This window comes from Photobacterium gaetbulicola, from assembly GCF_003025515.1.
GTDB classification, from domain to species: domain Bacteria; phylum Pseudomonadota; class Gammaproteobacteria; order Enterobacterales; family Vibrionaceae; genus Photobacterium; species Photobacterium gaetbulicola.
The window spans coordinates 12,196-39,182 of record NZ_PYME01000042.1 but is presented as its reverse complement, the minus strand read 5'-3'; the positions used below and the strand labels follow the sequence as shown (position 1 = coordinate 39,182).

The 26,987-nt window shown below is 53.8% G+C and carries 23 protein-coding genes and 13 tRNA genes; 20 read left to right on the top strand and 16 right to left on the bottom strand.

What is annotated here, in order from left to right; genetic code table 11:
• Positions 1 to 33: 33 nt before the first annotated feature.
• The 10 genes from C9J03_RS24715 to lolB form a co-directional block, all read right to left on the bottom strand.
• Positions 34 to 118: transfer RNA gene (locus C9J03_RS24715), tRNA-Leu, on the bottom strand.
• Positions 119 to 147: 29 nt separating this feature from the next.
• Positions 148 to 224: transfer RNA gene (locus C9J03_RS24710), tRNA-Met, on the bottom strand.
• 45 nt (positions 225 to 269) lie between these two features.
• Positions 270 to 344, bottom strand: a tRNA-Gln gene (locus C9J03_RS24705).
• Positions 345 to 404: 60 nt separating this feature from the next.
• Positions 405 to 489 (bottom strand) — tRNA-Leu (locus tag C9J03_RS24700).
• 29 nt (positions 490 to 518) lie between these two features.
• A tRNA-Met gene (locus C9J03_RS24695) sits at positions 519 to 595 on the bottom strand.
• A 302-nt stretch (positions 596 to 897) separates the two neighbouring features.
• Positions 898 to 1,989, bottom strand: a complete 1,092-nt coding sequence (ychF, locus tag C9J03_RS24690; RefSeq protein WP_039458871.1) for a redox-regulated ATPase YchF — start codon at positions 1,987 to 1,989, stop codon at positions 898 to 900.
• A gap of 90 nt (positions 1,990 to 2,079) precedes the next feature.
• Positions 2,080 to 2,670 (bottom strand): aminoacyl-tRNA hydrolase, encoded by a 591-nt coding sequence (gene pth / locus C9J03_RS24685; protein ID WP_044622642.1) that lies wholly within the window; start codon positions 2,668 to 2,670, stop codon positions 2,080 to 2,082.
• A 125-nt stretch (positions 2,671 to 2,795) separates the two neighbouring features.
• A complete protein-coding gene (locus C9J03_RS24680; protein ID WP_039458877.1) occupies positions 2,796 to 3,743 on the bottom strand; it encodes a ribose-phosphate pyrophosphokinase in 948 nt (315 codons plus the stop codon).
• Between the two features lie 32 nt (positions 3,744 to 3,775).
• Positions 3,776 to 4,639 (bottom strand): 4-(cytidine 5'-diphospho)-2-C-methyl-D-erythritol kinase, encoded by an 864-nt coding sequence (gene ispE, locus C9J03_RS24675; RefSeq protein WP_044622643.1) that lies wholly within the window; start codon positions 4,637 to 4,639, stop codon positions 3,776 to 3,778.
• Positions 4,640 to 4,647: 8 nt separating this feature from the next.
• Positions 4,648 to 5,280, bottom strand: coding sequence for a lipoprotein insertase outer membrane protein LolB (lolB, locus tag C9J03_RS24670; RefSeq protein ID WP_231580707.1), 633 nt, complete (start codon positions 5,278 to 5,280; stop codon positions 4,648 to 4,650).
• A 245-nt stretch (positions 5,281 to 5,525) separates the two neighbouring features.
• Between lolB and hemA the strand changes: the two genes are divergently transcribed.
• From hemA to C9J03_RS24635, 7 genes are all read left to right on the top strand, one after another.
• A complete protein-coding gene (gene hemA, locus C9J03_RS24665; RefSeq protein WP_044622644.1) occupies positions 5,526 to 6,788 on the top strand; it encodes a glutamyl-tRNA reductase in 1,263 nt (420 codons plus the stop codon).
• A gap of 51 nt (positions 6,789 to 6,839) precedes the next feature.
• Positions 6,840 to 7,928 (top strand): peptide chain release factor 1, encoded by a 1,089-nt coding sequence (gene prfA / locus C9J03_RS24660; RefSeq protein ID WP_044622645.1) that lies wholly within the window; start codon positions 6,840 to 6,842, stop codon positions 7,926 to 7,928.
• Positions 7,928 to 8,776, top strand: a complete 849-nt coding sequence (gene prmC, locus C9J03_RS24655; RefSeq protein WP_044622646.1) for a peptide chain release factor N(5)-glutamine methyltransferase — start codon at positions 7,928 to 7,930, stop codon at positions 8,774 to 8,776. The genes prfA and prmC overlap by 1 nt, the downstream gene beginning before the upstream one ends.
• 13 nt (positions 8,777 to 8,789) lie before the next feature.
• A complete protein-coding gene (locus C9J03_RS24650) occupies positions 8,790 to 9,170 on the top strand; it encodes a SirB2 family protein (protein ID WP_039458893.1) in 381 nt (126 codons plus the stop codon).
• A 2-nt stretch (positions 9,171 to 9,172) separates the two neighbouring features.
• Positions 9,173 to 9,985: a SirB1 family protein gene (locus C9J03_RS24645; RefSeq protein ID WP_044622647.1), complete on the top strand. Its 813-nt coding sequence runs from the start codon at positions 9,173 to 9,175 to the stop codon at positions 9,983 to 9,985.
• A gap of 39 nt (positions 9,986 to 10,024) precedes the next feature.
• Positions 10,025 to 10,879, top strand: coding sequence for a 3-deoxy-8-phosphooctulonate synthase (gene kdsA / locus C9J03_RS24640; RefSeq protein WP_039458900.1), 855 nt, complete (start codon positions 10,025 to 10,027; stop codon positions 10,877 to 10,879).
• 296 nt (positions 10,880 to 11,175) lie between these two features.
• The gene (locus tag C9J03_RS24635; RefSeq protein WP_044622648.1) at positions 11,176 to 12,432 is read left to right on the top strand and encodes an aromatic amino acid transport family protein; all 1,257 of its coding nucleotides are present in this window, start codon (positions 11,176 to 11,178) and stop codon (positions 12,430 to 12,432) included.
• A 107-nt stretch (positions 12,433 to 12,539) separates the two neighbouring features.
• Here C9J03_RS24635 and C9J03_RS24630 read toward each other — a convergent pair whose 3' ends face one another.
• Positions 12,540 to 14,423 (bottom strand): methyl-accepting chemotaxis protein, encoded by a 1,884-nt coding sequence (locus C9J03_RS24630; protein WP_044622649.1) that lies wholly within the window; start codon positions 14,421 to 14,423, stop codon positions 12,540 to 12,542.
• A 331-nt stretch (positions 14,424 to 14,754) separates the two neighbouring features.
• Between C9J03_RS24630 and C9J03_RS24625 the strand changes: the two genes are divergently transcribed.
• The 5 genes from C9J03_RS24625 to C9J03_RS24605 all read left to right on the top strand — a co-directional run bounded on the left by C9J03_RS24625 (position 14,755) and on the right by C9J03_RS24605 (position 20,341).
• Entirely contained in the window at positions 14,755 to 16,116 is a 1,362-nt protein-coding gene (locus C9J03_RS24625; RefSeq protein WP_044622650.1) for a Na+/H+ antiporter NhaC family protein, read from the top strand.
• 219 nt (positions 16,117 to 16,335) lie between these two features.
• Entirely contained in the window at positions 16,336 to 18,009 is a 1,674-nt protein-coding gene (gene ushA, locus C9J03_RS24620) for a bifunctional UDP-sugar hydrolase/5'-nucleotidase UshA (RefSeq protein ID WP_044622651.1), read from the top strand.
• Between the two features lie 148 nt (positions 18,010 to 18,157).
• Positions 18,158 to 18,634, top strand: a complete 477-nt coding sequence (ybaK, locus tag C9J03_RS24615) for a Cys-tRNA(Pro) deacylase (protein WP_044622652.1) — start codon at positions 18,158 to 18,160, stop codon at positions 18,632 to 18,634.
• Positions 18,635 to 18,688: 54 nt separating this feature from the next.
• Positions 18,689 to 19,597, top strand: coding sequence for a LysR family transcriptional regulator (locus C9J03_RS24610; RefSeq protein WP_044622653.1), 909 nt, complete (start codon positions 18,689 to 18,691; stop codon positions 19,595 to 19,597).
• A gap of 129 nt (positions 19,598 to 19,726) precedes the next feature.
• Entirely contained in the window at positions 19,727 to 20,341 is a 615-nt protein-coding gene (locus C9J03_RS24605; RefSeq protein ID WP_044622654.1) for a LysE family translocator, read from the top strand.
• Between the two features lie 75 nt (positions 20,342 to 20,416).
• On the opposite strand, the gene smrA is transcribed toward C9J03_RS24605, so the two are convergent.
• Both smrA and C9J03_RS24595 read right to left on the bottom strand, forming a co-directional pair.
• A complete protein-coding gene (gene smrA, locus C9J03_RS24600; protein ID WP_044622655.1) occupies positions 20,417 to 20,998 on the bottom strand; it encodes a DNA endonuclease SmrA in 582 nt (193 codons plus the stop codon).
• 175 nt (positions 20,999 to 21,173) lie between these two features.
• Positions 21,174 to 21,314 (bottom strand): DUF3149 domain-containing protein, encoded by a 141-nt coding sequence (locus C9J03_RS24595; RefSeq protein ID WP_039460702.1) that lies wholly within the window; start codon positions 21,312 to 21,314, stop codon positions 21,174 to 21,176.
• A gap of 285 nt (positions 21,315 to 21,599) precedes the next feature.
• On the opposite strand from C9J03_RS24595, the gene C9J03_RS24590 reads away from it, so the two are divergent.
• From C9J03_RS24590 to C9J03_RS26815, 8 genes are all read left to right on the top strand, one after another.
• Positions 21,600 to 21,676, top strand: a tRNA-Pro gene (locus C9J03_RS24590).
• A gap of 44 nt (positions 21,677 to 21,720) precedes the next feature.
• Positions 21,721 to 21,823 (top strand) — tRNA-OTHER (locus C9J03_RS26835).
• A gap of 43 nt (positions 21,824 to 21,866) precedes the next feature.
• Positions 21,867 to 21,943: transfer RNA gene (locus C9J03_RS24585), tRNA-Pro, on the top strand.
• A 43-nt stretch (positions 21,944 to 21,986) separates the two neighbouring features.
• Positions 21,987 to 22,063, top strand: a tRNA-Pro gene (locus C9J03_RS24580).
• Between the two features lie 198 nt (positions 22,064 to 22,261).
• A tRNA-OTHER gene (locus C9J03_RS26830) sits at positions 22,262 to 22,367 on the top strand.
• A gap of 43 nt (positions 22,368 to 22,410) precedes the next feature.
• Positions 22,411 to 22,514 (top strand) — tRNA-OTHER (locus C9J03_RS26825).
• A gap of 43 nt (positions 22,515 to 22,557) precedes the next feature.
• A tRNA-OTHER gene (locus C9J03_RS26820) sits at positions 22,558 to 22,662 on the top strand.
• A 43-nt stretch (positions 22,663 to 22,705) separates the two neighbouring features.
• Positions 22,706 to 22,809 (top strand) — tRNA-OTHER (locus C9J03_RS26815).
• A gap of 103 nt (positions 22,810 to 22,912) precedes the next feature.
• On the opposite strand, the gene C9J03_RS24570 is transcribed toward C9J03_RS26815, so the two are convergent.
• The 3 genes from C9J03_RS24570 to C9J03_RS24565 form a co-directional block, all read right to left on the bottom strand.
• Positions 22,913 to 23,776, bottom strand: a complete 864-nt coding sequence (locus C9J03_RS24570) for a TraB/GumN family protein (protein ID WP_044622656.1) — start codon at positions 23,774 to 23,776, stop codon at positions 22,913 to 22,915.
• A gap of 78 nt (positions 23,777 to 23,854) precedes the next feature.
• Positions 23,855 to 23,977 carry a hypothetical protein gene (locus C9J03_RS27125; protein ID WP_276329435.1) on the bottom strand — a complete coding sequence of 41 codons (123 nt, stop codon included), beginning with the start codon at positions 23,975 to 23,977 and terminating at the stop codon, positions 23,855 to 23,857.
• Position 23,978: 1 nt separating this feature from the next.
• Positions 23,979 to 26,921: a cation transporter gene (locus C9J03_RS24565; protein WP_044622657.1), complete on the bottom strand. Its 2,943-nt coding sequence runs from the start codon at positions 26,919 to 26,921 to the stop codon at positions 23,979 to 23,981.
• Positions 26,922 to 26,987: the final 66 nt, after the last annotated feature.

The following is a 26,987-nucleotide window of genomic DNA, read 5'->3' as shown; positions in this document are numbered from 1 at the left end:
TCAATCAAGCTAAAAAGCTTAACTGAAGAATAATGGTGCGGAAGGAGAGACTTGAACTCTCACACCTTGCGGCGCCAGAACCTAAATCTGGTGCGTCTACCAATTTCGCCACTTCCGCACAAATTGTTTCTCGCCCGAGGGAGAGAATGGTGGCTACGACGGGATTCGAACCTGTGACCCCATCATTATGAGTGATGTGCTCTAACCAACTGAGCTACGTAGCCAACATGGGTTGCCGACTATACTAGTAATCCACAACCTTGTAAAGATGGCAGGTCTACCTGGATTCGAACCAGGGAATGACGGGATCAAAACCCGTTGCCTTACCGCTTGGCGATAGACCTGCAGGTGCTCTTTGCAGAGACTTGCATTCAATCAAGCTAAAAAGCTTAACTGAAGAATAATGGTGCGGAAGGAGAGACTTGAACTCTCACACCTTGCGGCGCCAGAACCTAAATCTGGTGCGTCTACCAATTTCGCCACTTCCGCACAAATTGTTTCTCGCCCGAGGGGGAGAATGGTGGCTACGACGGGATTCGAACCTGTGACCCCATCATTATGAGTGATGTGCTCTAACCAACTGAGCTACGTAGCCATCTTGTTGTTTTCCTAGCAGCTTGCCTGACTGGCCGCTGTGTCGGGAACGGGGCGCATTATGCTCATACCAGCCAATAGCGTCAACAGTTTTTTTGAATATCTTGAAAAAACCCGCTTGTTCGGTGCTTATTTGGACGAACTGGGCGTTTGCCGTGCTAAACAATTGCTTTTATGTGTTTTAGCGCGTGTGAAAAGGGTAAACCGACAGCGAGTCGTCGGGGGGGATTTGTTGCCTGGCTGATAAAAAGAAAGCCAGCACGAAGGCTGGCTTTTGGATGCTGGATAAAGCTTCGGACTCTGTTAAACGTTGAAGCGGAAGTGAACCACATCACCGTCTTTAACGATGTAGTCTTTACCTTCCAAACGCCATTTGCCAGCTTCTTTTGCGCCGTTCTCACCGTTGAACTCGATGAAGTTATCGTAACCAACCACTTCAGCACGGATGAAGCCTTTCTCGAAGTCAGTATGGATCTTACCTGCTGCCTGAGGAGCGGTTGCACCCACAGGGATAGTCCAAGCACGTACTTCCTTCACACCGGCGGTGAAGTAAGTCTGTAGGTTTAGCAACTCGTAGCCAGAGCGGATCACACGGTTAAGGCCTGGCTCTTCGATACCCATATCAGCCAAGAACTCTTCGCGGTCAGCGTCGTCAAGTTCAGCAATTTCCGACTCGATAGCGGCACATACCGGTACGACTACAGCGTTTTCTTTTGCCGCGTGCTCGCGCACCATGTCCAGGTACTCGTTGTCTTCGAAGCCATCTTCGCTTACGTTGGCAATGTACATGGTTGGTTTGAGCGTTAGGAAGTTCAGGTAGCTGATCGCTGCGAACTCTTCTTTGCTCAGTTCAACCGAGCGCGCCATACCGCCTTCAGTCAGGGTCGGCAGCATCTTTTCAAGTACAGTGATTTCGAACTTCGCATCTTTGTCACCGCCTTTGGCACGTTTGGCTTGGCGCTGGATAGCACGTTCACAGGTATCAAGATCAGCCAGAGCAAGCTCTAGGTTGATCACCTCGATATCCTCGAGCGGGTGGATCTTACCTGCTACGTGAACGATGTTTTCGTTCTCGAAACAACGGACAACGTGGCCGATAGCATCGGTTTCACGGATGTTGGCCAGGAACTTGTTACCCAGACCTTCACCTTTAGATGCACCAGCAACCAAGCCTGCGATATCAACGAATTCCATCGTTGTCGGCAGGATACGCTCAGGGTTAACGATCGCTGCCAGGGCATCAAGACGCAGATCCGGCACTGGCACCACGCCTGTGTTTGGTTCGATAGTACAGAACGGGAAGTTCGCTGCCTCGATCCCTGCTTTGGTCAGGGCGTTGAAAAGAGTGGACTTACCTACGTTAGGCAGGCCGACGATTCCGCATTTAAAACCCATGGTTTGAAACCCTTTTGGTAATTGTTCGGTAAAACAGTCCGGCAGACCCGCTGCCGAAAAATAAATTCAGTATTGGCTACACGATTCGGCTTAGACAGCTTTGAATGAATGTAGTCGATTTTGGGCTTTGTTTAAGCCATCTTTGAGCAAAATATCCATACAGCGTACTGCTTCATCCACAGCGGCATCGATATTTTCCTGCTCTTTGGCAGGTGCCTTGCCAAGGACAAAGCCGGCTACCTTGTTCTTGTCGCCCGGGTGGCCGATGCCAATCCGCAAGCGGTAGAAATCCTTGTTATTGCCCATTTTGCTGATGATGTCACGCAGGCCGTTGTGGCCACCGTGACCACCACCTTTCTTGAACTTGGCCACGCCCGGAGGCAGGTCAAGCTCGTCGTGGGCAACCATGATCTCTTCTGGCTTGATCTGGAAGAACTTCGCCAGTGCAGCGACCGACTTGCCCGAGAGGTTCATGTAGGTAGACGGGATCAACAAGCGAAGATCCTGGCCATTGGTCTGGATCCGGCCGGTTTGGCCAAAGTACTTGGCTTCCTCGCGCAGGCTGACATTGTGTATACGGGCCAGCTCTTCTACCACCCAGGCACCGGCATTGTGACGGGTCCTGGCATATTCGGCTCCGGGGTTTGCTAGGCCAACAAGTAGGCGAATATTGTTACTCACACTGATCTCTCAAGTCTAGGGGCTGTAAAATCGCGCGCTATGTTATATCAAAATAGGCAAAATTGATATCTAAACGAAAAACGCCCCGCACAAGGCGGGGCGTTGGATCTCATGGGCGTCCAGAATTAGTGCTGGAACATAGCCGAGATTGACTCTTCGTTGCTGATGCGACGGATCGCTTCAGCCAGCATGCCGGATAGCGTCAGCACAGAGACACGGCCGGTATCAACGATTTCCTGAGTTAGTGGGATAGAGTCAGTGACAATCACTTCGTCAATCACAGACTCACGGATGTTCTGTGGTGCGTTACCAGAGAATACCGGGTGCGTTGCGTAAGCGAATACGCGCTTGGCACCACGTTCTTTCAGTGCTTCAGCCGCTTTACATAGCGTACCGCCGGTATCGATCATGTCATCAACAATGATGCAGTCGCGGCCTTCAACATCACCGATCAGGTGCATAACCTGAGAAACGTTGGCACGTGGGCGACGCTTGTCGATGATGGCGATATCGGTGTCGTCCAGTAGCTTGGCGATAGCGCGGGCACGAACAACACCACCGATGTCTGGAGAAACCACGACTGGATCTTCCAGGTTCTTCGCTAGCATGTCTTCTAGCAGTACTGGGCTACCGAACACGTTGTCGACAGGAACATCGAAGAAGCCCTGGATTTGTTCAGCGTGAAGGTCAACAGTCAGAACGCGGTCAACACCCACGTTTGACAGGAAGTCGGCAACGACTTTAGCCGTGATTGGCACACGGGCAGAACGGACGCGGCGGTCTTGGCGAGCGTAACCGAAGTAAGGGATTACAGCGGTAATACGGCCTGCAGAAGCACGGCGTAGCGCATCGATCATAACAACCAGTTCCATTAGGTTGTCATTAGTTGGCGCACAAGTAGATTGAATGATAAATACGTCGCTACCACGAACGTTTTCATTAATCTGAACACAGACTTCACCGTCGGAAAAACGGTTAACTGTTGCGTCTCCTAGAGAAATGTAAAGACGGTCAGCAATGCGTTGGGCTAGTTCTGGTGTCGCGTTACCAGCAAACAGCTTCATATCAGGCACGGTGGAAACCTCAGGTTGCGTCCAAGTTGTAGTTACTGACAATCCGTAGAATGTGCGTTCAAGGCTGTCAAAAGGGGAGATGTGTTGACACCTTTTGCGACAAATCCTTGGAGCCAGTCAGGTAATTTATTCAGGGTTGCAATGGCCGCTTCATGGGTGCTAAATTCAGCAAACACGCAAGCGCCAGTGCCGGTCAATCTCGACGGCGCGTATTCTAACAGCCACGAAAGCGCCTTATCAACCTCAGGGTGCAGTGATCTGACGATTTTTTCGCAATCGTTTTCGTAAACCCCTGCCAACAGTGCATTTAAAGACCGTTTTTTGCTGTCCCTTTTTAGCCCCGGATCGGTGAAAATATCGACCGTAGCAATATTTACCTCCGGTTTGACAACCAGATACCATTTCTCTTGCGGCTTGGCCGGCTGCAATTGCTCGCCCACGCCTTCGGCAAACGCACTCACCCCGCGAACAAACACTGGGACATCGGCACCGAGTGCCAGACCCAGATCGGCCAGCTCGTCTGTACTCAGGTTGGTCTGCCACAGGTAATTGAGGGCCACAAGGGTGGTGGCCGCATCGGATGAGCCGCCGCCAAGGCCCCCGCCCATCGGCAGGATCTTGTCGATATGGATTTCGGCACCGGCGCGGATACCGGCCTTTTGGCGCAGGGCATCAGCTGCGCGGTAAATGAGGTTGTCCTCGGTTTTCACGCCAGCGATAGCCGGCGACAGGGTAATGTGGTCACTGCTATTGGCGGTAATGGTCAGGGTATCGCTGTGATCGAGAAACTGAAACAGGGTTTGCAGCTCGTGGTAGCCATCCGCGCGGCGGCCAGTGATGTAGAGGAACAGGTTGAGTTTGGCCGGGGCCGGCCATTGGGTGGTGCGGGTGATCATAGCGTACTCTAGTTAATGGACCATTGGTGGATAATAAGGGTAATGCTGGTGCCGGCGGTGCTCAATACCATGCGCTTGGGCAGTGCCGGGCTGACCGAGTAGTCGTACTCGTTGTAATCGAGTTGCCACATTTTATCGCCAACGCGTTTGGCAAGGTAACCCACCCGGTTCTCATTATTGAGCTGGTAGGTATCGGCGGCGGTCGGCAGGCCGATGAGCCAATCACGCATTTGTTCGACCGGCAGGTTGATGCCGGTCAGACTGAAAACCAAGTCGCTGGCATTGTTGCCTTGGTGGGTCTTGCCGGTGTTGTCGACCAGAGTCACCCGGCTAGGGGTGGCATCCAGCTTGAGTAAGGTTGAGCCAAGAAAGTTGGTCAGCAACAGGTGGTCCTGGCCCGGGGCGGTTTGCCACAACAAGTTCGCTCCGAATCGCTGCTTACCCTTGTAGCCGAGTTTTCCTGTGGCTTGATAGTCGGAAAGTGACTGAAGGGCCTGCTGGTGGCTTTCCCAGTCGGTTTGGACGGTTGGCGGCGGTTGGGTCGCACAGCCAGCCAACAGGGTCAAAATGAGCGCGAACCATGATGCTCTGGGTGGAATGCGGTTCAAAAGATGGCGGGCATGTCGCAATGATGACATCATCGTTATCACTTTTTCATTGAGTATTGTTGCCAAACAATAGCGGTAAAACTTTAATATTTCCAACTCCTTCTCTCGGAAAAAGACAGGTTGATATCACTCTTTTTTCCTATCCTATCAATAATTGATTACCAATTTATGTGGATTATTGCCCCATAGATTCGATCTGCGTTCTTTTATTAAGCGGGGGCATCAAGTAAAATCCGCCCTTAAATCTTATTTCATCGGCGAAGTGGTACACCGTCTCCATGACATTGCTTGCACTAGGAATAAACCATAAAACAGCCTCGGTAGACTTGCGTGAACGGGTTGCGTTTTCGCCTGAAAAGATGAAGCAGGCCCTGGCTCAACTGGAAGACCATCCAGAGGTTCGCAGTGGGGTCATCGTCTCGACCTGCAACCGCACGGAGCTGTATTGCGATGTGGCGCAGCAAGGCCCAGGACTGATGATTGACTGGCTGAGTAAATTTCACCAGATCAGTACCGAAGAGCTGATGCCCAGCCTGTATTTTCACGAAGAGCAGGCCGCTGTCCGTCATTTGATGCGGGTATCTTGTGGGCTTGACTCGTTGGTGTTGGGCGAGCCGCAGATCCTCGGTCAGGTCAAGCAGTCCTATTCCGATGCCAGGGATAACCAGGTTGTTCAGGGGATGCTGGAGAAGCTGTTCCACAAAACCTTCACCGTGGCCAAGCGGGTACGTACCGAGACCGACATCGGTGGCAATGCCGTCTCAGTGGCCTTTGCCGCCTGCACCCTGGCGAAACAGATTTTCGAGTCTCTCGAACAAGCCACCGTGCTGTTGGTCGGCGCCGGCGAAACCATAGAACTCGTCTCCCGCCATCTGGTTGAGCAGGGCTGTAACCGGCTGATCGTGGCCAACCGGACCAAAGAGCGGGCAGAGAACCTTGCCCGGGAATTCGGGGCCGAGGTGATCAGCCTGCCGGAAATCCCCGAGCATCTTCACCGAGCGGATATTGTGATCAGCTCAACGGCCAGTCCGCTACCGATCATCGGCAAGGGCATGGTCGAGAAGGCGATCAAGGCCCGCCGCCATCAGCCGATGCTGTTGGTCGATATCGCCGTCCCGCGTGATATCGAGCAGGAAGTGGGTGAACTTAGCGATGCATACCTTTACTCTGTTGATGATTTACACAGTATTGTTGAGAAAAACCGTGAACAGCGTAAAGTGGCGGCTATACAGGCCGAAGCGATTGTCAGCGAGGAAAGTGCGGCGTTCATGAGCTGGCTGCGCTCGCTGGAAGCCGTCGACAGCATCCGCCAGTACCGCTGCCAAGCTGAAGAGCTCAAGTCTGACTTGCTGACACGCAGTCTGCAGGCACTGGCCAACGGGGGCGATCCAGAGAAACTCCTGGTGGAACTCAGCAACAAGCTGACCAACAAGCTTATCCATGCGCCTACCCGTGCCATGCAGCAGGCAGCCAAAGAGGGCGAGCCAGAGAAGCTGGCCATGATCCGCGAGACGCTCGGGCTAGATACCGCCAAGAATTAATCCTGGCAGGGAAACCTTCCCTGCCTTTAGTGGAATACAGTAGAAATCTATATGAAACCTTCAATTTTAGTGAAATTAGAAACGCTGGTTGAGCGTTATGAAGAAGTCCAGCATTTGCTAAGCGATCCAGAGGTCATTGGCAACCAGGACAAGTTCCGTGCGCTATCCCGTGAATATTCACAGCTGGAGGAAGTAACCCAATGCTTCCAGGCCTACCAGCAAGCCAAGGAAGACTTGGCAACTGCTGAAGAGATGGCCAACGAAGACGATCCTGACATGCGTGAGATGGCGCAGGAGGAAGTCAAGGAAGCGAAAGCTGAGATCATCCGCCTTGAAGATGAGCTTCAGGTTCTGCTGATCCCCAAAGATCCAAACGACGAGCGCAACTGCTTCGTGGAAATCCGTGCCGGTGCCGGCGGTGACGAGGCTGGTATCTTTGCCGGTGACCTGTTCCGCATGTACAGCAAATTTGCCGAATCACGCGGCTGGCGCGTAGAAGTGATGAGTGCCAACGATGCCGAGCACGGTGGCTACAAGGAAATGATCGCGAAAATCAGCGGCGAGGCTGTATACGGTACGCTGAAATTCGAGTCAGGCGGCCACCGCGTACAGCGCGTCCCGGCGACAGAATCTCAAGGCCGTGTCCACACATCTGCCTGTACGGTAGCCGTACTGCCGGAAATCCCAGAAGCGGAAATCCCAGAAATTAATGCCGGCGATCTGAAAATCGATACGTTCCGTGCGTCCGGTGCCGGTGGTCAGCACGTTAACACCACTGACTCTGCAATTCGTATTACCCACCTGCCAACCGGTATCGTGGTGGAATGTCAGGATGAGCGCTCGCAGCACAAGAACAAAGCCAAGGCGATGTCTGTGTTGGCTGCTCGCATTATCCAGGCCGAAGAAGAGAAGCGCCATGCCGAAGAGGCAAGCACCCGCCGTAACCTGCTGGGCTCGGGCGATCGCTCTGACCGTATCCGTACCTACAACTACCCGCAGGGCCGTGTGTCTGACCACCGTATCAACCTGACTATCTACCGTCTGAACGAAGTGATGGAAGGGGATATGGACAGCTTGATCCAGCCTGTTCTGCAGGAGCACCAGGCCGATCAGCTTGCGGCAATGGCCGAGCAGAACTAATGAGCCTGTCGATAGACGCCCAGCTGAAGCTGGCGGCGACGGCATTGAGTGAGGCGGGCTCGGACAGCCCGCACATCGATGCTGCTGTCCTGCTATGCCATGTGCTCGGCAAACCCCGCAGCTACCTGCTGACTTGGCCCGAGAAAGAGCTGGAGGCTGATCAGCTGGCCGCGTTTGAAGCCCTGCTGGCAAGACGCCTGACCGGCGAGCCGGTGGCTTACATTGTCGGTCAGCGTGAATTTTGGTCGCTGCCGCTCAAAGTGGCCCCCCACACCCTGATCCCACGTCCGGATACCGAAAGACTGGTCGAGCTGGCGCTGGACAAGTTGCCGGCCGATACTTGCAAGGTGCTGGATCTGGGGACCGGTACCGGTGCCATTGCGCTGGCAATAGCCTCTGAACGACGTGATGTTTCCGTTACTGGTATAGATCTGCGCCCCGAAGCTGCCGCTCTGGCCGAGGAAAACCGCACCAACCTGCACATTGCCAATGCCCGTTTTCTTTCTGGAAGCTGGTATAGCCCTTTGGCCGAGCAGGAGCGTTTTGCGGTCATTGTCAGCAACCCGCCTTACATTGACAAGGCTGATCCCCACCTCGAGCAGGGCGATGTCCGGTTCGAGCCGAAGAGTGCCTTGGTGGCCGAGGATCATGGCTTGGCGGATATTCAAGTGATCAGTGAGCAGGGCCGGCAGCACCTCAAAGCGGGCGGCTGGCTGCTGATGGAGCACGGCTACGAGCAAGGTTCGGCTGTGCGTGGTATCTTAGAAGCGCTGGGTTACCATGAGGTCGCCACAGCACAGGACTATGCCGGCCTGGATCGTGTGACCATGGGCCGCTGGCAAGGATAGAGAGACAATAACAATGTATACCGCTGTAAAACACCTACATATGCTGGCTATCGCGCTGAGCGTGACACTGTTTATCTTGCGCTACTGCTTGATGATGGCTAACTCGACCCTGAACGAGAAAAAATTCCTTAAGATCACCCCGCATGTGGTGGATACCGTCTTATTGCTAACTGGTGTGGTCCTGATTGTCATTACTGGTTTTGTGCCGTTTACCGCGGCTGGCGGCTGGATGACGCAAAAGCTCAGCTGTGTGCTGGCGTATATTGCCCTTGGCTATTTCACCCTCAAGCTGGGATCGAACAAGGTCTTTAAGACTTTTGCCTTCTTCGGCTCGCTGGGCTGGGTTATGGCTGCTGCCAAGATTGCCATGACCAAAACCTCTTTCCTAGGATAACCATGTTACGCTTTACCGAACAAGAACTGGAGCAGATGCCGCTGGTGGATGGCGCGGTTGCGATGACTGAGGCGGTAGATCCGCATTTCCCTGCGGGCTGGGTCAGCGTCCAGTTGGAGCGCCTTGCCCAAGAGGCCGAACACGCCTTGATGGATGAACCGGATAGTTACCTGCGGCTTGAAGGCCTATTGCGCCTGTTCTACCGCGAATGGGGCTTTATTGGCGATCACGAGCAATACTTCTCATCGGACAACGTGTTTCTCGATAAGGTGCTCGAGCGCAAGAAAGGGATCCCGGTCACCCTGGGGGCCCTGTTTCTGTTTCTGGCGCACCGGTTGGACTTGCCGGTCCGTGCCGTGGGCTTCCCAACCCAGTTTGTCCTCAAGGTAGAGTGGTACGGCAGTGATCCCCAGTTCATCAACCCGTTTGATGGCGAGTACCTGAGTAAGCACGTGATGGCGGCTTGGCTGAAAGGCCACAAGGGGCCGTTTTCCGAATTGCGTAGCGAGTATTTTGCTACGGCCGGTAATTACGATATTTTGGCTCGCTGGCTAACCGTGATGAAGAGTGCATTGCTGCGTGAGGGGCTGTTTACCGAAGCGCTGCGCTGCAGTGATGTTGTGCTGGGGGCTTTTCGTCCGGGGGACCCACACGAAATCCGCGATCGCGGCTATATTTACCAGCAGCTAGAGTGCAGCCATGCCGCTGCGCTGGATTACGAGTATTTTATCGAGCAATGCCCTGAAGACCCAGCTGCCGAGCTGCTGAAGCTTCAGGTCAAAGAACTCAACAAAGAGCCGTTGACCCTGCACTAATTGGCGCGGGGCTGGGCTCATTAAAAATTAAGAGAGAAGATGATGGAACAGAAAGTTGTTCGCGTTGGTGATATCGAGGTTGCCAACGATAAGCCGTTTGTCCTATTCGGCGGTATGAACGTACTGGAATCACGTGATTTGGCGATGCAGATCTGTGAAAAGTACGTTGAAGTGACAGACAAGCTAGGCATTCCTTATGTCTTCAAAGCTTCTTTCGACAAGGCAAACCGTTCTTCTGTCCACTCGTACCGCGGTCCGGGGATGGAAGAAGGCCTGAAGATTTTCCAGGAGTTGAAAGATACCTTCGGCGTGAAGATCATCACGGATATCCACGAGCAATACCAGGCTCAGCCGGTTGCCGATGTGGTTGACGTGATCCAGTTGCCAGCGTTCTTGGCTCGCCAGACTGACTTGGTCCAGGCGATGGCGAAAACCGGCGCGGTGATCAACGTGAAGAAACCTCAGTTCATGAGCCCGGGCCAGGTAGGTAACATCGTTGAGAAATTCGCGGAGTGCGACAACGAGAATATTATCCTGTGTGAGCGTGGCGTGCTGCACGGCTATGACAACCTAGTGGTTGATATGCTGGGCTTCGATGTGATGAAGAAGGCGTCTAACGGCAGCCCGATCATCTTTGACGTGACCCACGCCCTACAGTGCCGCGATCCAAACGGTGCCGCTTCGGGTGGCCGTCGTGAGCAAACGGTGGATTTGGCGCGCTCTGGCCTGGCAACCAAGATTGCAGGCCTGTTCATGGAAGCGCACCCGAATCCGGATCAAGCACGTTGTGACGGCCCATCGGCCTTCCCGCTGGACAAGCTAGAGCCTTTCCTCGCTCAGCTGAAGCAACTTGATGATCTCGTAAAAGGTTTTGAAGAGATTGATATTAAGTAACAGTTTGCTTTGATTTAACTAATAACGGCCCGGCAGCTTACCTGCCGGGCCGTTTTTTTTACTATAAAGCTTGTTGCTTATAATAGAAAAAATCGAAATGGGTAAAAATTTAGTGGATTAATCTGCATAGTTTGTATTTAGCAGTATTCTCAACAGTCTAAATGAGGTGATGCGGGTTTATCTGGCTGGTGGTTTTCCGGGTATGGAGTGAGATGTTTTCCGCTCTTATTGTGAGTGTTTTATTTTGTAAAGGTATACTCAGCGCCGAGTAAAATTTTGTAAGTGTAGGGTGTTGCGTGTCATTATCTCAAGAAATACCTCTGAGCCATACAGAGGCTGGGGCTTCCCGTTGGAATAAACACGATACGAGCTGGATGCTCAGTTTATTCGGTACCGCGGTGGGGGCCGGTATTTTATTTTTACCGATTAATATTGGGGCTGGCGGTTTCTGGTCTCTGGTGATCATGGCCTTGCTCGCGGGCCCAATGACGTTTCTCGCCCATCGCGGCTTGGCGCGTTTTGTTTTGTCTTCGGCAAAAGAAAATGCCGACTTTACCGATGTCGTTGAAGAGCATTTTGGTGCGCGTGCCGGTCGCCTGATTTCAATGCTCTATTTCCTGTCTATCTTTCCTATTTTGTTGATCTATGGCGTGGGATTGACGAATACGGTCAACAGTTTTCTCGTCAACCAGCTCGGAGGAGATGAGCCTTCGCGGGTTGTGCTGTCTGGTGTTTTAGTGTTTGCCATGATTGCTATTATGATGGCTGGCGAAAAAGTGATGTTGAAAGCCTTTGAGGTGATTGTCTATCCGCTTGCGGCAATACTGGCGGGCCTGTCGTTGTATCTCGTTCCCAATTGGCAAATGCCTGATTTGCAAGCAGTACCTGAATTGGGCCGTTTTTCCGTGACGGTATGGTTGGCAATACCCGTGACGGTCTTCGCGTTCAGTCATGCCGCAGCCATTTCTAGTTTTGCGAATGTGCAGCGTCGTCATTATGGCCAGCAAGCGGTGCCAAAATCAGAACAGATCCTCAAACGTACCTCGGTGATGCTGATCTCGTTTGTGCTTTTCTTTGTGTTTTCTTGCGTGTTGAGTCTCAGCCCCGAACAGCTGCAACAAGCGAAGGCGCAAAATGTCTCTGTCCTGTCATATCTGGCGAATGTTCACGACAGTCCATTTATTATTTCCCTTGGCCCGGTGATCGCTTTTATCGCTATCTCATCATCGTTTCTGGGACACTTCATGGGAGCCCGTGAGAGTCTGAACGGGATGTTGCAGAAGCAAACCAAGATGGCTCCGGCGACAATAGACCGGCTGGGCATTGCATTTATGTTTTTCGCTATCTGGCTGGCGGCGATTATGAACCCAAGTATCTTGGGCATGATGGAAGCCTTATCAGGGCCGGTTATTGCACTGATCCTGTTTGTGATGCCAATGCTGGCGGTCTACAAGGTTGACGCGTTGAAAGCACACCGGGGTAAACTGAGTACCTTCTTTATATTGGGGATGGGGCTGTTGGCCGTATCTGCGATTGTTTTCAAGCTGCTATAGCCTGCTTGCCGAGGGTTAGAACGAAACAAGGCTTGCCATTTGGCAAGCCTTGTTGATTTCAGTTCCTAGAACCTAGAACCTAGAACCTAGAACCTAGAACCTAGAACCTAGAGCTTGAAGCGGCTGATTTCCTGCTGCAGCTGGAAGGACAGCTCTGACAGCTCAGCGGCTTGCTTGGCAGCCTCGCTGGCCTCGACAGCAAGCTCGTTGGACACATCACGGATCCCTTCGGTATTACGGGTGATCTCCGAGGTGACCGAAGACTGCTCTTCCGCCGCCGAGGCAATCTGGGTTGCCATGTCGCTGATGTTGGTCACCGCACTGTTGATCTGCGACAGGCTGGCCGACGCCGAGTTGGCATCATCGACACTGGTTTCCGCCAGCTTGCGGCTGTCTTCCATGATCCCCACCGCTTTGCCGGTGGTCTGCTGCAGGGTCTCGATCATCTGCTGGATTTCCTGCGTCGATGCATGGGTGCGTTGGCTCAGGACACGGACTTCATCGGCAACCACGGCAAAGCCTCGGCCTTGCTCGCCGGCACGGGCCGCTTCGATCGCGGCATTGAGGGCCAGCAGGTTGGTTTGCTCGGCAATTCCCTGAATAGTAGACAGAATCGTGTTGATGCTCTGGGCATGGTTATTCAGTTCGCTGATCACGCCAGTGGCGGTATCGACTTCAGTGGCCAGGCTGGTGATTGAGTGCTGGCTCTGGCCGACCTGGGTCGCACCGTGATCAGACACTTCTACCGTCTCACCGGCAGTGCGGGCCGTGTTGTCGGCATTACCGGCAATCTCCTGAGTGGCTGCGGCCATCTCGTTGATGGCGGTAGCGACCATGTTGATTTCGTCTTGCTGGTGCTGGATACGGGTGCTGCGCTCTTCTGCCTGTGAGGCGGTAATGTGTGCCTGCTGGGTCAAAGAGTTCGAGACATCGTTAAGCTTGCACACCATGGTATGCATGTTGCCCACGAAGCGGTTGAAGTTGTGCGCGAGCTGGCCGACTTCATCGTCGCTGCGCGGCTCCAGACGCTGGGTCAAATCACCCTCGCCGGTGGCGATTTCAGCCAGGGCTTCGGAAACTCGAGCCAGATCGCGGAACAGGTAGCCAACCAGTGTCGCAGCAATCGCTACCACAATCAGGGTGATCACGACAGAAGTGATGATCAGCTGGCGCAGCAGGGTGGTGTGGCTCGCTTCTTCCGTCGCGCGGTCCATCTCGAGGCCAAGCACCCAATCTGTCCCCGGCACTGAGGCGAAGTACAGCAGTTTCTCCTTGCCTTTAATGGTGGCCATTTCAATGCTGCCTGTGCGGGCGGCTTCGTCGATAAGGGCCATGTTCAGCTCGCTGCTGAAGCGGTTGATTGGCTGGAGGATCAAAGACTCATCAGGATGGGCAAGAAAAGTGTTGTCTTGTCGGTTGATCAGCATGGCGTAGGCGTTTTGGCCGACATCCAGGTTGATCACGTCATTCACCAGCTGGTCGATCAGTACGTCGGCCCCGACGACACCGCTTAGGCTACCGTTGTTTCGTACCGGTTCGGCAATGGTGATCAGCAAGGCGTTGGTGATCGCATCACGGTAGGCCGTGGTGACGATTTGGCGGTTGGCACTGACGGCATCGCGGTACCAAGGGCGGGTACGGGGATCGTAGTCGGCACGGTTACGTTCCGGGTGGGAGCGGAACATGTCCCCGGCCGGTGTGCCGAAGAAGATATCATCGAATCCGCCTGCTTTACGGGCCTGCTGCAGGTAAGGCACCATATTCTGTTCGGTGCTGTAATCATTGAAAGCCCGGGCAATATCACGACGGATCTGAACCCAGTCGGCGATCCCTTCGTTGGCGGCCTGGGCCAGGCTTTCGGCACGGGCATAGATGCCCTGACGGGTTTGGTCAGAGAGTTGGTCGGCCGCGAGCCAGGTCAGGGCGGTTGCCATGACGACAACTGCAAAAAGGCTGGCGCCAATGAGTTTCTGTTTTAAGGTTAATGTCATTGTCTTTATCTCAACAACGGGGATGGGGGGAGGTGTCTGCGAGGCGGATTCTATAGCGATTTCTTGCCTGTTGCACGGAAAAGTAGCTCCGGTCGAAAAAAAAACAAGTTGATGATTTATTGTGACTTTTGGTTGACGGAATCTGGGTTTTTATGGTCAATAAATTGACGTTTATCGGTGAGGTATATGCATGTTGTTACTGTGATGCCGGATGAGTTTATTATGCCAGTGGCAGTAACTTTTTTGGATGTTTAGACGTCTAGATGTTGACGCGGCCATAAACAACACTTAGTCTAGGCGCAATTTCTAAAATAGATGTCCTGTAGTCATCATGTCGAACACAACACAACAACATTCTAGCGAGCCAGCTCCTTCTGCGTTGGCACTACTCCCTCTGGGGATCTTCTTGGCCTTGTTTATCGGTGTCGGGACTTACCTGACCCTACAAGGTGTGGACTTCGCGTTCTATCAACTGCCGGCCCCGGTTGCAGCGCTGCCGGCGGTGATTGTGGCGATTTTGTTGAGCAAAGAAAAACTCAACAAGGCGATTGAGCAGTTCCTGCGAGGGGTCGGTCATAGCGACATTATTGCTATGTGTATGATTTACTTGCTGGCCGGCGCCTTTGCTTCGGTGGCGAAAGCAACCGGTGGCGTAGATGCGACGGTCAATCTTGGTTTGTCTATGCTGCCTGCCAGTATGATCCTGCCGGGTATCTTTGTGATTTCTGCCTTCATTGCCACTGCGATGGGGACGTCGATGGGGACCATCGCAGCAGTGGCACCAGTTGCCTTGGGGATCGCGCAAACGGCCGGGATGGACGTGGCACTGACTGCCGGCGTGGTACTCAGTGGTGCGATGTTCGGCGACAACCTGTCTATTATCTCGGATACCACCATAGCCTCGACCCGTTCGCAGGGCTGCCAGATGAAAGACAAGTTCCGCGAAAATATCCGTATCGCTCTGCCTGCGGCAATCGCAGCGATTCTATTGTTCATGTTCAGCAGCACGCCGACCGAAGTGCCGGCTACAACGGATGTTGAGTGGCTGAAAGTGCTGCCGTATATCACCATCTTGGTACTGGCGGTGTCAGGCTTGAATGTCTTCGTGGTCTTGAGCATCGGCATTTTACTGGCCGGTGGTATCGGCTTGTTTGCTACGCCTGATTACAGCTTGTCGACCTACGGCCAGGATATCTATGCCGGCTTCGGCAATATGCAGGAAATCTTCCTGCTGTCGATGCTGATCGGCGGTATGGGTGAGCTGATGCGCCGCCAGGGCGGTCTGGCTTACCTGACACAACTGATCAGCAAGGTGATCCGTGTCTTTAGCAAGCAGCACTCGCAAGCCCAGAACCTGCGAGCCAGCGAGCTGGGTATTGCCGGCCTGGTGGGACTAACCAACTGCTGTACCGCGAACAATACCGTGGCGATTATCGTCTCAGGTGGCGTTGCTCGTGAACTGGCGGAAGAGAACGGTGTTACACCTCGCCGCTCGGCAAGCTTGCTCGATATCTTCTCATGTGTGGTGCAGGGGGGTTTGCCATACGGAGCGCAAGCGTTGTTGCTGGGTTCGGTCTTCGGCTTGTCGCCACTACAAGTGGTGAGCCATTCCTATTACTGCTTCTTCCTGGCTTTCGCGGCTATCGCGGCAGTCTTTATCAAACATCCGGCGCGACAGCTTGCCACGGCTTAAATGCGCGATGAGATAAATTCGAAAAAGCGAGATGATATCAGAAGCCTCACACAGTGAGGCTTTTTTATGCTTGTTACCTCACCGTTATGAAAATGCGAACCCGGTATAGTGATCTGGTCAACAGAATGATGAAAACCATACAACAGCATTCACTAAATAACTTAAACTGACGCTTGTCAAATTCTTTGAAATCACATAATTAGGTTAAGGTGACCCCCAATGAAGGAACGCTTTTTCACCAAGGCAGCGCTAACGGCTGCGATACTTGCCTCTCTGGCAGGCTGTGCCAGCCAATCTGAGACCGCAGCCCCCTCTTGGCAGGCTGATCAAACGTACAAGCTAACCATTCTACATACCAACGATCACCACGGTCGTTTCTGGCATAACTCTTATGGTGAGTACGGTATGGCGGCACGTAAGACGCTATTGGATCAGATCCGCGCAGAAGTCGCAGCACAAGGCGGTACCACCCTGTTGCTTTCTGGGGGTGATATCAATACCGGTGTGCCTGAGTCAGATTTGCAAGATGCCGAGCCGGACTTCAAAGGGATGAACATGTTGGGTTACGACGCGATGGCACTGGGTAACCATGAGTTCGACAATCCGCTGGAAGTCCTGCGCAAGCAGGAAGAGTGGGCAGAGTTCCCGATGCTGTCTGCCAACATCTACGACAAGGAAACCGGCGAGCGCCTATTCCAGCCTTACCAGATCTTCGAGCAGCAGGGCATCAAGATTGCCGTTGTCGGCCTGACAACGGAAGATACGGCGAAGATCGGTAACCCTGAGTACATCGGTGGCGTTGACTTCCGCGATCCAAAGGAAGAGGCCAAGAAGGTGATCGAGCAGCTAAAGGCGACCGAGAATCCGGATGTGATCATTGCGGCGACCCACATGGGCCACTACGCCAATGGTAACCACGGCATCAATGCACCGGGTGATGTTGCGCTAGCCCGCTACTTGCCTGCCGGCGAGCTGGATATGATTGTCGGTGGCCACTCGCAGGAGCCTGTGTGCATGGAAGGCCCAAGCATGTACAACAAGAGCTTCAATCCGGGTGACGACTGTCAGCCGGATCAGCAGAACGGCACTTGGATTGTCCAGGCTCACGAGTGGGGCAAATATGTTGGCCGTGCTGACTTTGAGTTCCAGAATGGCGAACTGCAGATGGTTAGCTATGACTTGATCCCAGTTAACCTGAAAAAGAAAGTCAAATTGGCTGACGGCTCTAAACAGCGTGTGTTTATCCAGGATGAGATTGCCCAGGATGCCGAAGTGAAAGCTTTCCTACAGCCCTTCCAGGAGCGTGGTCAGGAGCAGCTCAATATCAAGATCGCCGAGTCAAACGGCAAGCTAGAAGGTGACCGTAATGTGGTTCGCTTCCAGCAGACGAACCTAGGCCGTCTGATTGCGGCTTCTCATATGCAACGCGCCAAGGCTGATTTTGCTGTTATGAACTCAGGCGGTGTGCGTGATTCGATTGCTGCCGGTGATATCACATACAAAGACGTGCTGACGGTGCAGCCATTTGGCAATATTGTCACTTACACGGATATGAGCGGTAGCGAAGTGATGGACTACCTTAACGTAGTCGCGACCAAGCCGGTTGACTCTGGTGCTTACGCCCAGTTCTATGGTATTTCAATGACGGTTGCTAACGGTAAGGTGAGCGATGTGAAGATCGGCGGCAAGCCGTTGAGCCTGACTGAAACTTACCGCTTCACGGTACCGAGCTTCAATGCTGCCGGTGGTGATGGTTACCCTAAGATCACCGAACACTCAGGCCATGTGAATACCGGCTTTGTTGATGCGGAAGTGCTGAAGGAGTTCCTGCAGACCAACAGTCCGATTGACGTGAATGCCTTTGCACCAAAAGGTGAGATGGTTTACCGCTAACAACGACGGTTAAAGGTATAGCGCGAAGCCCTGCAAATGCAGGGCTTTTTTATGCGCCCCGGTAAAGCCAAAGCGTCTTTTTTCTTTTGGCATCAATCGCGTTGGGCTATAGTGGCTGTCGTTAATTGGAAATGGAATCGGAGCGGCTATGACACCTGCCATCAATCTTGCCAAGAAAAAGAAAATCGCCCACACCATCCACCAGTACAAGCACGATCCGGCCAATACCCATTTTGGTCTGGAGGCGGCGGAAGTATTGGGGCAGGATCCGAACCAGGTTTTCAAAACCTTGTTGTTCGCCGTCAATGGCGATCCGAAAAAACTGGCGGTTGCCATCGTGCCGGTTGCGGGCTTGCTTGATCTGAAAGCGGCGGCCAAGGCGGCGGGAGCGAAGAAAGCTGATATGGCCGATCCCCAAATCGCGGAGAAAACCACCGGGTATATTGTCGGCGGCATCAGCCCGCTGGGACAGAAAAAGCGTCTGCCGACTTTTCTTGATGCCTCGGCCCAGCAGTACGAGACAATCTGTGTCAGTGCCGGGCGGCGTGGTTTGGAAATTGAACTGGCGCCCAAGGATCTCCTTGAACTGACGGGGGGCCAGTTTGCGCCGCTGGCAAAGCTATAGCACCAATAGAACAACAGCAAAATCCATCCAGCAGCAATATTTGAGGGGCAGGCCGTGCAAAACATCAATTTGAATTTGCTGCGTACCCTGCAGGTGTTGCTCGAAGAATCGCATGTCAGCCGCACCGCCGAACGCCTGTGCCTGACGCAGTCGGCTGTCAGTCGCCAGCTTACCCAACTGCGTGAATTGTTCGGTGATCCTTTATTGGTCAGAGAAGGTAACCGTTTGTTGCCCACACCCAAGGCACTGCAGTTGAAGGGGAGGGTTGATGGGATCCTTGCCAGCTGCCAAGGGCTGCTGGATGAACCGGCATTTTCTCCCCAGCAGTGGGGCGGGCCGGTGGTTTTGGCCTCTTCCGATTATGTTGCTCAGTACATCTTGCCTGAAATTGTCGAGCGGGTGCAGCAACAGGCGCCGTACGTCAATATCAGCTACCGGCTCTGGTCTCCGGAGTATTTATCGCATTTGGCTGACTTGGATATTCAGCTGGTATCGACCATGCTGCCGCAGATCCCTGAGGGCTTGTGCGGTGCCCATATCGGATCTGATTTTCCGGTATGCGTGATGCGTGACCAGCACCCTTTGGCCAACCGGGCCTCCCTGTCATTGTCGCAACTGGTCGAATACTCCCACATGCGGGTGTCGGCGGGCGGTGACAAGGATAGCTTTGTCGAGCGGGAGCTCAAAGCGCAGAGTCTAAGCCGTAACGTACAATTCTCCGTGCCTTTTTTCAGTGCGGCTTTCCAAACCTTGGTGCGCACCGATATGTTGATGGTGCTGCCAGAGCACATAGCCCGCAATATGCAGGCTTGGTTTGCGATCACTTACCAACCCCTGCCTATCCCGAAGCCGCAGCACAACTACTGGCTGCTGTGGCACCCTCGCTATGACAGCGACCCTGCCCACCGCTGGTTCCGCCAGCAGGTGCTCAGCGTGATGAAAAGCTCTATGTATTCGATTTAGGGCCCGTTGCTTGGTGATGATCTAAAATCATAGCTCTGATGATTTCTTTTGATTTCCTTGCATGACCTTCACTTGCTAGAGTCTGTGCATCACATATAAATAATAAGCTCTAGCGGATAGGAATTAACAATGACATTCAGTATTTGGCTCTCGTTACTCATGATATGCATGCTGGGGGCAATGTCGCCGGGTCCAAGTTTGGCCGTGGTTGCCAAGCACAGTTTGGCGGGAGGCCGTCTGCACGGCGTCGTGACGTCTTGGGCTCATGCTGCTGGTGTGGGCGTTTATGCCTTGGTGACCCTGCTGGGCCTTGCGGTGGTACTCAAGCAGTCACCGACCCTGTTTAATGTCATTACTTATGCCGGTGCTGGTTACCTTGCTTATCTTGGGATAAATGCCCTGCGATCCAAAGGCGGCGTTGCGGCTAAATTGGCGGCGGGCCAATCAACCAGCTTGGTGGAAGCGGCCCGAGACGGCGCGATGATCTCGCTGCTCAACCCTAAGCTTGCCCTGTTCTTCCTTGCGTTGTTCAGCCAGTTTGTGGCGGTGGGGACGGAATTCAGCAGCCGCGCCGTTATCGTAGCCACACCACTTTTGGTGGATGGGTTGTGGTATACCCTGATTGCCTTTGTATTGTCGAACCCGAAAGTGCTCGAGAAGTTAAGGACCAAGGCGCAGCTGATCGACAGGCTGTCTGGTGTGGTGCTGATCCTGCTTGCAATGCGGGTGGTCATTCAGGCGTAGTGCCGGTGACATAAGAGGTGGAATGATCCCAAAGAGGAGCCAGAGGCTCCTCTTTTATTGTGGCCAGTGTGAGTGTTAGCCCTGACGCTTGCTATGGCGTTCGCGGTTTTCCAGCTTTCGCTCTGGGCTCTTTTTCAGCATGACATAGAGTGCACCGTTGCCGCCGTGTTGGCGTAGGGCCGAGTGGAAGCACATCACATCAGAGATTTGCTCCAGCCAGGTGGCGACATAGCTTTTCATCATTGCCGGTGGATTGGATTTCTCCCCTTTGCCATGGACGATAATGACAGTGCGGATGTCCATTCGCTGGCATTGACGGAGAAAATTAACTACTTCGTCCCGTGCTTCTTTCAGGGTCTTGCGGTGGAGATCCAACCGGGCGTTGATATCGTATTTACCAAGACGAAGTTTGCGAAAAACACCTTCTTGCACACCGTCACGTTTGAACTCCAGCATGTCGTCAGGCTTGACCATCTTGGCATAGTCTAACGAGAGATATTCGGGATCACCGTCGGATAGGGTTTGTGCGGCAAGGCGTCTTGCTAGCTGGGCTTCGGTAACTTGGTGCTTGTGGGCAACTTCGACTTTGTCCTGCTTGATAGGGGCAACATCAGCCATCATCTCTCGGAAGAGATCTAATTCATCGTTTTCTGACATGGTGTTTCAGGGTTGAAGGCATATAACCCGATTATATACCCAAGTCCGTCTAAGATGCATGTTTGAGCGAGCTTTGGGCGATGCGGTTATGCAGATCACGGAGCGATAAAATAAATCCAGGGCCGCAACCGACAATTTGGACCCTGGCGCAAGCAGATGACATTGCGAAATGGCTCTAGTGAGGAGAGGGTGCTGACAGTGCTTTGTAAACAAAGTAACCGCCAAAAAATAACATTAATCCCAGGGCGCCAAAGATAACAATCATTGACGACAGGCCTACGGCATTACCAAAGAGTAGATCTAGCCAGAAATCCATGTGTATTCCTCTAGGTCGTGGGACAGTGGTGATAAGATAAACAATGCAGCGAAAATGTTGTGATGATCTGGATCAATGGTTTACAGATTGTGTTAACTTTGTATTGGCTAGTGCGGTTGCGATCACTTTTTCGCCGTGGTTGATAATTCTGTGAGCAATTAGCAGTGGTTTTTTTTAAAAATGAGTTTTTCTGCTTGCGTAAATTCTTTGGCTGAGTATTATAAGCCACCTCAGCAACGAAGCTGATTCAAGTAAAGAGTTTCAAAGGCTTTTTACTTATTTCGTCGGTGAATAGCGCAGTTTGGTAGCGCATCTGGTTTGGGACCAGAGGGTCGGGGGTTCGAATCCCTCTTCACCGACCACTTATTCAAAGTGGTATGCCTGTATGGCGTGCTGCTGACAACGTCGGTGAATAGCGCAGTTTGGTACGCATCTCAGGCTCTGGGAATAGCGGACCAGAGGGGCGGGGTCTGGAAGCCCAGCCGCGTCGAATCCCTATTCGCCGACCATTTATTCAAGTGGTAAGCCTGTATGGCATGCTGCTGACAACGTCGGTGAATAGCGCAGTTTGGTAGCGCATCTGGTTTGGGACCAGAGGGTCGGGGGTTCGAATCCCTCTTCACCGACCACTTATTCAAGTGGTAAGCCTGCATGGCATGCTGCTGACAATGTCGGTGAATAGCGCAGTTTGGTAGCGCATCTGGTTTGGGACCAGAGGGTCGGGGGTTCGAATCCCTCTTCACCGACCACTATTTAAAGCCTCAGTCGAAAGACTGAGGCTTTTTTCGTTTCTGCAGCTGTTGAATAGCTTAGTTTGGTCGCGCATCTCCAGCTCCTGGCAAATAGCGGACCAGAGGGGCGGGGTCTGGAAGCCCAGCCGCGCCGAATCCCTGTTCACCGACCACTTATTCAAGTGGTAAGCCTGCATGGCATGCTGCTGACAACGTCGGTGAATAGCGCAGTTTGGTTGCGCATCTCCAGCTCCTGGCAAATAGTGGACCAGAGGGGCGGGGTCTGGAAGCCCAGCCGCGCCGAATCCCTCTTCACCGACCACTTATTCAAGTGGTAAGCCTGCATGGCGTGCTGCTGACAATGTCGGTGAATAGCGCAGTTTGGTAGCGCATCTCAGGCTCTGAGAATAGCGGACCAGAGGGGCGGGGGCTGGAAGCCCAGCCGCGCCGAATCCCTGTTCACCGGCCACTTATTCAAGTGGTAAGCCTGCATGGCATGCTGCTGACAATGTCGGTGAATAGCGCAGTTTGGTCGCGCATCTCCAGCTCCTGGCAAATAGCGGACCAGAGGGGCGGGTCTGGAAGCCCAGCCGCGCCGAATCCCTGTTCACCGGCCACTTATTCAAGTGGTAAGCCTGCATGGCGTGCTGCTGACAATGTCGGTGAATAGCGCAGTTTGGTAGCGCCTCTCAGGCTCTGAGAATAGAGGACCAGAGGGTCGGGGTCTGGAAGCCCAGCCGCGTCGAATCCCTCTTCACCGACCACTCTTCAAAGCCTGCAGCGAAAGTCCGGGACGTGTAGTTTGGGGCTTTTTTCGTTATTGGGCCGTACCGCTTGGTTGTAATCCTATGGCGCTTGGGGCTGGCATCAATCGCAGCTAACCTGCCGGCTCTGGCTTAACTGATTAATTGAAAACCCTTCCTGCTTGAGTAATGCTGGCAACCCTTCCTGTCCCAATAAGTGCATGGCACCAACGACAATTAAGAACTTACCCTGCTGATAAGTTGGATCGTGGCTCAGCTGTGCGGCCCAATCGTGGTTGCGCTCGATGATCAGGGCGGCATCGGTTTGGTCATTGTACTGGCTGTTATCAAACAGGGTGGCGAGTTGCTGTTGGTCACCGGCCTGCCAGGCGTTGATCAGGCAAGTGAGCTGCTCGGTCATCTCTCCCCACTCATTGACAGTGGCCATGAGGAGATCTTTGCCATGATCATCGAGTTGTTCCATCAAGCGTAGCTGTTGCTCGATGCTTTCCAGCTCGAGAATTGGCAGTTGGCTGGCCCGGGCGCGCTTGAGAAGGGTGAGATCAATCCCCCTGTCTGGGCTGAGGCCAGCTTGTTCGGCCATTTTCATCTGTAAACTGATAGCAGCTAGCCAGGGGGGGGAGCTGAGCAGTGACGAGGATGATAAATCGGCTTGTTTGGCCGTTGCCGCGAGAGATTGTTTTTCAGCGTCTGATAACATCTGGGCAGTAGTGGCGACTGCCGGGTTGAGCCGTGCCGAGCTGGGTTTGAGGATATTGGCTTCAACCACGAGGGCATCGGCACTGTCCCAGTGGGTGGTAAACGCTGCTGGCAGAGGATAGAAGTTGTCGTCGCCCGCATGGATGGAGCCGAGAATGATAAATTGCCGGTTGGCATCTTGCGCCTGCCAAACCAGAGGTTCGGCAGCGACGCTGGCAGTCATAAAGGGCAGCAGCAAGGCTGCCCGGGTGAAAAGCGATTTCAGCATAGTGATCCTGTGAGCTGATATAACCCGTTATTATGCAGTTATATCAGCTCATGACAGGGGATTCATCAACTGGGCGAACTATTTGTTTGCCTGTTGGTTGTTCGCTGCCGGGCTATTTGCTGAATGTTCCTTTTTTGCTGGTTGTAACCAGAACCACCAGACAATAAAGGCAATGGCAAGCGTGCCGATGATAGCAACCATATTAGTTCTCCGTTTGTGCCTGAGCGGCTTGTCTGTCGCCGCCGTCCGGCTTGAATAGCCTTAGACGGTTAGCATTACTCACCACGGTGATCGAAGACAGTGCCATGGCAGCGCCGGCTACGACAGGGCTGAGCAGGGCACCGGTGAATGGGAACAGGATCCCTGCGGCCACGGGAATGCCCAGCGTGTTGTAAATAAAGGCACCGAATAGATTCTGCTTCATGTTGCGTAGAGTCGCTTTTGACAGCTGCAAGGCATCCGGTACGCCATGAAGGGAGTGGCGCACCAAGGTGAGCTGAGCGCTCTCAATCGCCACGTCACTGCCGCTGCCCATCGCGATACCGATGTCGGCCTGGGCCAGGGCGGGCGCATCATTGATACCGTCACCGACCATGGCAACACGCTTACCCTGCTGCTGGATTCTCTCCACTTCGCTGGCTTTGCCATCGGGTAGTACACCAGCAATAACATGCGCAATGCCTGCCTGCTTGGCGATGGCATTGGCGGTAGCCGGGATATCGCCGGTTAGCATAATGACCTCTAGCCCCATTTTTTGCATCCGCTTGATCGCAGAGACCGAGTCATGGCGGATGGGATCGCTGACGGCCAGCAGGCCCGCCAGTTGGCCGTCGACCGCCACATAAATCGGGGTTGCGCCCTGAACGCTGGCATCAACCGTGGCTGGCAGGGCTGGAGAAAGATCTACCCGGTGCTGGTCCATCAGCTTTTGGTTACCCAGCAGTACCGTGTGGCCCAGTACTTGGCCGCTGATGCCATAGCCAGGCTGCGCGCGGAAGTGCTGCTGCGGCTCGAGGCTGAGTGCTTCTGCTTTGGCGGCGTTGACAATCGCTGCTGCAAGGGGGTGCTCGGAACCTTGCTCGAGGCTGGCTGCCAGGGTCAGCAGCTGGCCTTTGTTGAAGCCGCTATAGCACTCACTGCTGATAAGCGCAGGCTTGCCTTCGGTCAGGGTACCGGTTTTATCCAGTATCACGGTATCGACATCGGCCGCAATTTGCAGGGCTTCGGCGTTACGGATCAAGACGCCGTACTCAGCAGCGCGGCCGACACCGACGGTCACCGACATTGGCGTGGCAAGGCCGAGGGCGCAAGGACAGGCGATGATCAATACTGTTGTGGCGGTCACTAGCATATAGACCGACGAGGGCTCTGGGCCGAAGTAGTACCAGATCATGGCGGTGACGATGGCGATGATCATGACCGCCGGCACGAAAATGGCAGAAATGGTATCGGCCAGCCGAGCTAAAGCGGGTTTGCTGCTTTGCGCCTGGCGTACCAGCTCGATAATTCTTGCCAGCATGGTATCGCGGCCGATTTTTTCTGCCGTAAACAGTAGGCTGCCGTGCTGGTTGATGGTACCGGCGTGAAGGGTATCGCCCGCTTTCTTGTTGGCCGGAATAGGCTCGCCGGTCAGCATCGATTCATCGATATAGCTCTGACCTTCGAGGATGGTGCCATCGACCGGCACTTTGGCGCCGGGATGAAGGCGCAGTACCATGCCGGTACGAACGTCTGCAAGGGGCACTTCACGCTCTTCGCCGTTGTCAACGATGACAGCGGTTGGCGGTTGCAAGTCCATCAGTTGCTCGAGGGCTTTGGAGGTTCGGCTTCGGGCCCGGGCTTCCAGGGCGTGACCGAGGGTGATCAGGCCCAGAATCATCGCCGAGGCTTCGAAGTAGACATGGCGGGCTTGCATCGGCAATAAGTCAGGCACAAGTACCACTAAGGTTGAATACAGCCAGGCCGCACCGGTACCGAGAGCGACCAGGGTATCCATGGTTGCCCGGTGATGCTTGAACGCTTTCCAGGCATTGACGAAGAAGTGCTTCCCCACCGTGGCAAGTAAAATCAGGGTGATGATCCCTATCGCCCCCCAGCCAATTTGGTCAGCCCGGGAGACGATCATCATGCTGCCGCCGAATACGCCCCAAGCCATTAAAGGGCCTCCGACAGCCAGTGCAATATAGGCATTTTTGATGTGCTGGCGATATACCTGCTCGTTTTGCGCTTGCTGGCGCTGGCGGCGTGTCAGCTCGTCTTCGGATAACTCGGCCTGGTATCCGGCGTCCGCAACAGCCTGGAGAATGAGGCTGCTCTGTGCATCACCGCTAACCAGGGCTGTCCGCTCGGCCAAATTGACGCTGGTGGATACTACTCCGGGCACGCTTAGGATGGCTTTCTCGACCGAACTGACGCAGCTGGCACAGGTCATGCCTGACAAAATAAATTGCTGTGATATGTTGCTGCCCTGCGGTTCGCCTGCGCTGCTCAGCGGCTCTGCCGGTACCTCGTCTGTGGCAGTATTGGTCGCAGTGCTGCTGGCAGCGGATTCGCTGGTATCAGCTTGTTCCGTTGCCGGTGAGGCAGTAAAACCAGCGTCTTTAATCAAGGCGATGATCGTTGCTTGAGGCTGGGTGGTCTGCACACTGGCATGGGTTTTACTGACGGTAAAGCTGTCGATGTCAGCTTGCTGTGCCAGCAGCTCTTCAACTTTGGCGACACACTTTCCGCAACTTAGCCCTGACAGGGACAGCTCATAGGTGTTGTAGGCCGGTACGCTGTAGCCGAGCGACTCAATGAGCTCGATTAGTTGCGGTTCGGGCAGGGTGCCGCTGGCGTTAAGCGCGGTTTTGCTGACATCCGCAAAGAAAATGTCAGGGTGCCCGTCCAGCGCATCCTTGACCTTGCGGACACATTTGCCGCAGGACAGGCCCGCCAGTGGAAGCTGGTACTGATAACCAGCTTCATACCCGAGCTGGGTAATAGTATCGACGGCCGCCTGTGGGGTAAACGTTCCCCGCAGGGTGGCTTGTTCGGTATTGACATCAACGGATTCAACACCCGGTAGTGCAGTGAGGGCCGCTTTGATTTTATTGGCGCAGTTCATACAGCGCACCTTCCTCAGCGGCAGGGTTAACTCGACCATATTGAAGCCTTACTGGTGATACGGTTTTATTCACTTAAACTCATCATAAAGCTTCCATCAACTGGA

What these genes read in the sequence shown, in the direction of transcription:
- C9J03_RS24630 (WP_044622649.1), bottom strand. Translation starts at nt 14,423, where the DNA reads ATGACATTAACCTTAAAACAGAAACTCATTGGCGCCAGCCTTTTTGCA.
- C9J03_RS24595 (WP_039460702.1), bottom strand. Translation starts at nt 21,314, where the DNA reads ATGGATTTCTGGCTAGATCTACTCTTTGGTAATGCCGTAGGCCTGTCG.
- C9J03_RS24645 (WP_044622647.1), top strand. Translation starts at nt 9,173, where the DNA reads ATGTTACGCTTTACCGAACAAGAACTGGAGCAGATGCCGCTGGTGGAT.
- C9J03_RS24570 (WP_044622656.1), bottom strand. Translation starts at nt 23,776, where the DNA reads ATGCTGAAATCGCTTTTCACCCGGGCAGCCTTGCTGCTGCCCTTTATG.
- ybaK (WP_044622652.1), top strand. Translation starts at nt 18,158, where the DNA reads ATGACACCTGCCATCAATCTTGCCAAGAAAAAGAAAATCGCCCACACC.
- ispE (WP_044622643.1), bottom strand. Translation starts at nt 4,639, where the DNA reads ATGATCACCCGCACCACCCAATGGCCGGCCCCGGCCAAACTCAACCTG.
- ushA (WP_044622651.1), top strand. Translation starts at nt 16,336, where the DNA reads ATGAAGGAACGCTTTTTCACCAAGGCAGCGCTAACGGCTGCGATACTT.
- C9J03_RS24565 (WP_044622657.1), bottom strand. Translation starts at nt 26,921, where the DNA reads ATGGTCGAGTTAACCCTGCCGCTGAGGAAGGTGCGCTGTATGAACTGC.
- C9J03_RS27125 (WP_276329435.1), bottom strand. Translation starts at nt 23,977, where the DNA reads ATGGTTGCTATCATCGGCACGCTTGCCATTGCCTTTATTGTCTGGTGG.
- C9J03_RS24650 (WP_039458893.1), top strand. Translation starts at nt 8,790, where the DNA reads ATGTATACCGCTGTAAAACACCTACATATGCTGGCTATCGCGCTGAGC.
- prmC (WP_044622646.1), top strand. Translation starts at nt 7,928, where the DNA reads ATGAGCCTGTCGATAGACGCCCAGCTGAAGCTGGCGGCGACGGCATTG.
- kdsA (WP_039458900.1), top strand. Translation starts at nt 10,025, where the DNA reads ATGATGGAACAGAAAGTTGTTCGCGTTGGTGATATCGAGGTTGCCAAC.
- prfA (WP_044622645.1), top strand. Translation starts at nt 6,840, where the DNA reads ATGAAACCTTCAATTTTAGTGAAATTAGAAACGCTGGTTGAGCGTTAT.
- C9J03_RS24625 (WP_044622650.1), top strand. Translation starts at nt 14,755, where the DNA reads ATGTCGAACACAACACAACAACATTCTAGCGAGCCAGCTCCTTCTGCG.
- smrA (WP_044622655.1), bottom strand. Translation starts at nt 20,998, where the DNA reads ATGTCAGAAAACGATGAATTAGATCTCTTCCGAGAGATGATGGCTGAT.
- hemA (WP_044622644.1), top strand. Translation starts at nt 5,526, where the DNA reads ATGACATTGCTTGCACTAGGAATAAACCATAAAACAGCCTCGGTAGAC.
- ychF (WP_039458871.1), bottom strand. Translation starts at nt 1,989, where the DNA reads ATGGGTTTTAAATGCGGAATCGTCGGCCTGCCTAACGTAGGTAAGTCC.
- C9J03_RS24605 (WP_044622654.1), top strand. Translation starts at nt 19,727, where the DNA reads ATGACATTCAGTATTTGGCTCTCGTTACTCATGATATGCATGCTGGGG.
- lolB (WP_231580707.1), bottom strand. Translation starts at nt 5,280, where the DNA reads ATGATGTCATCATTGCGACATGCCCGCCATCTTTTGAACCGCATTCCA.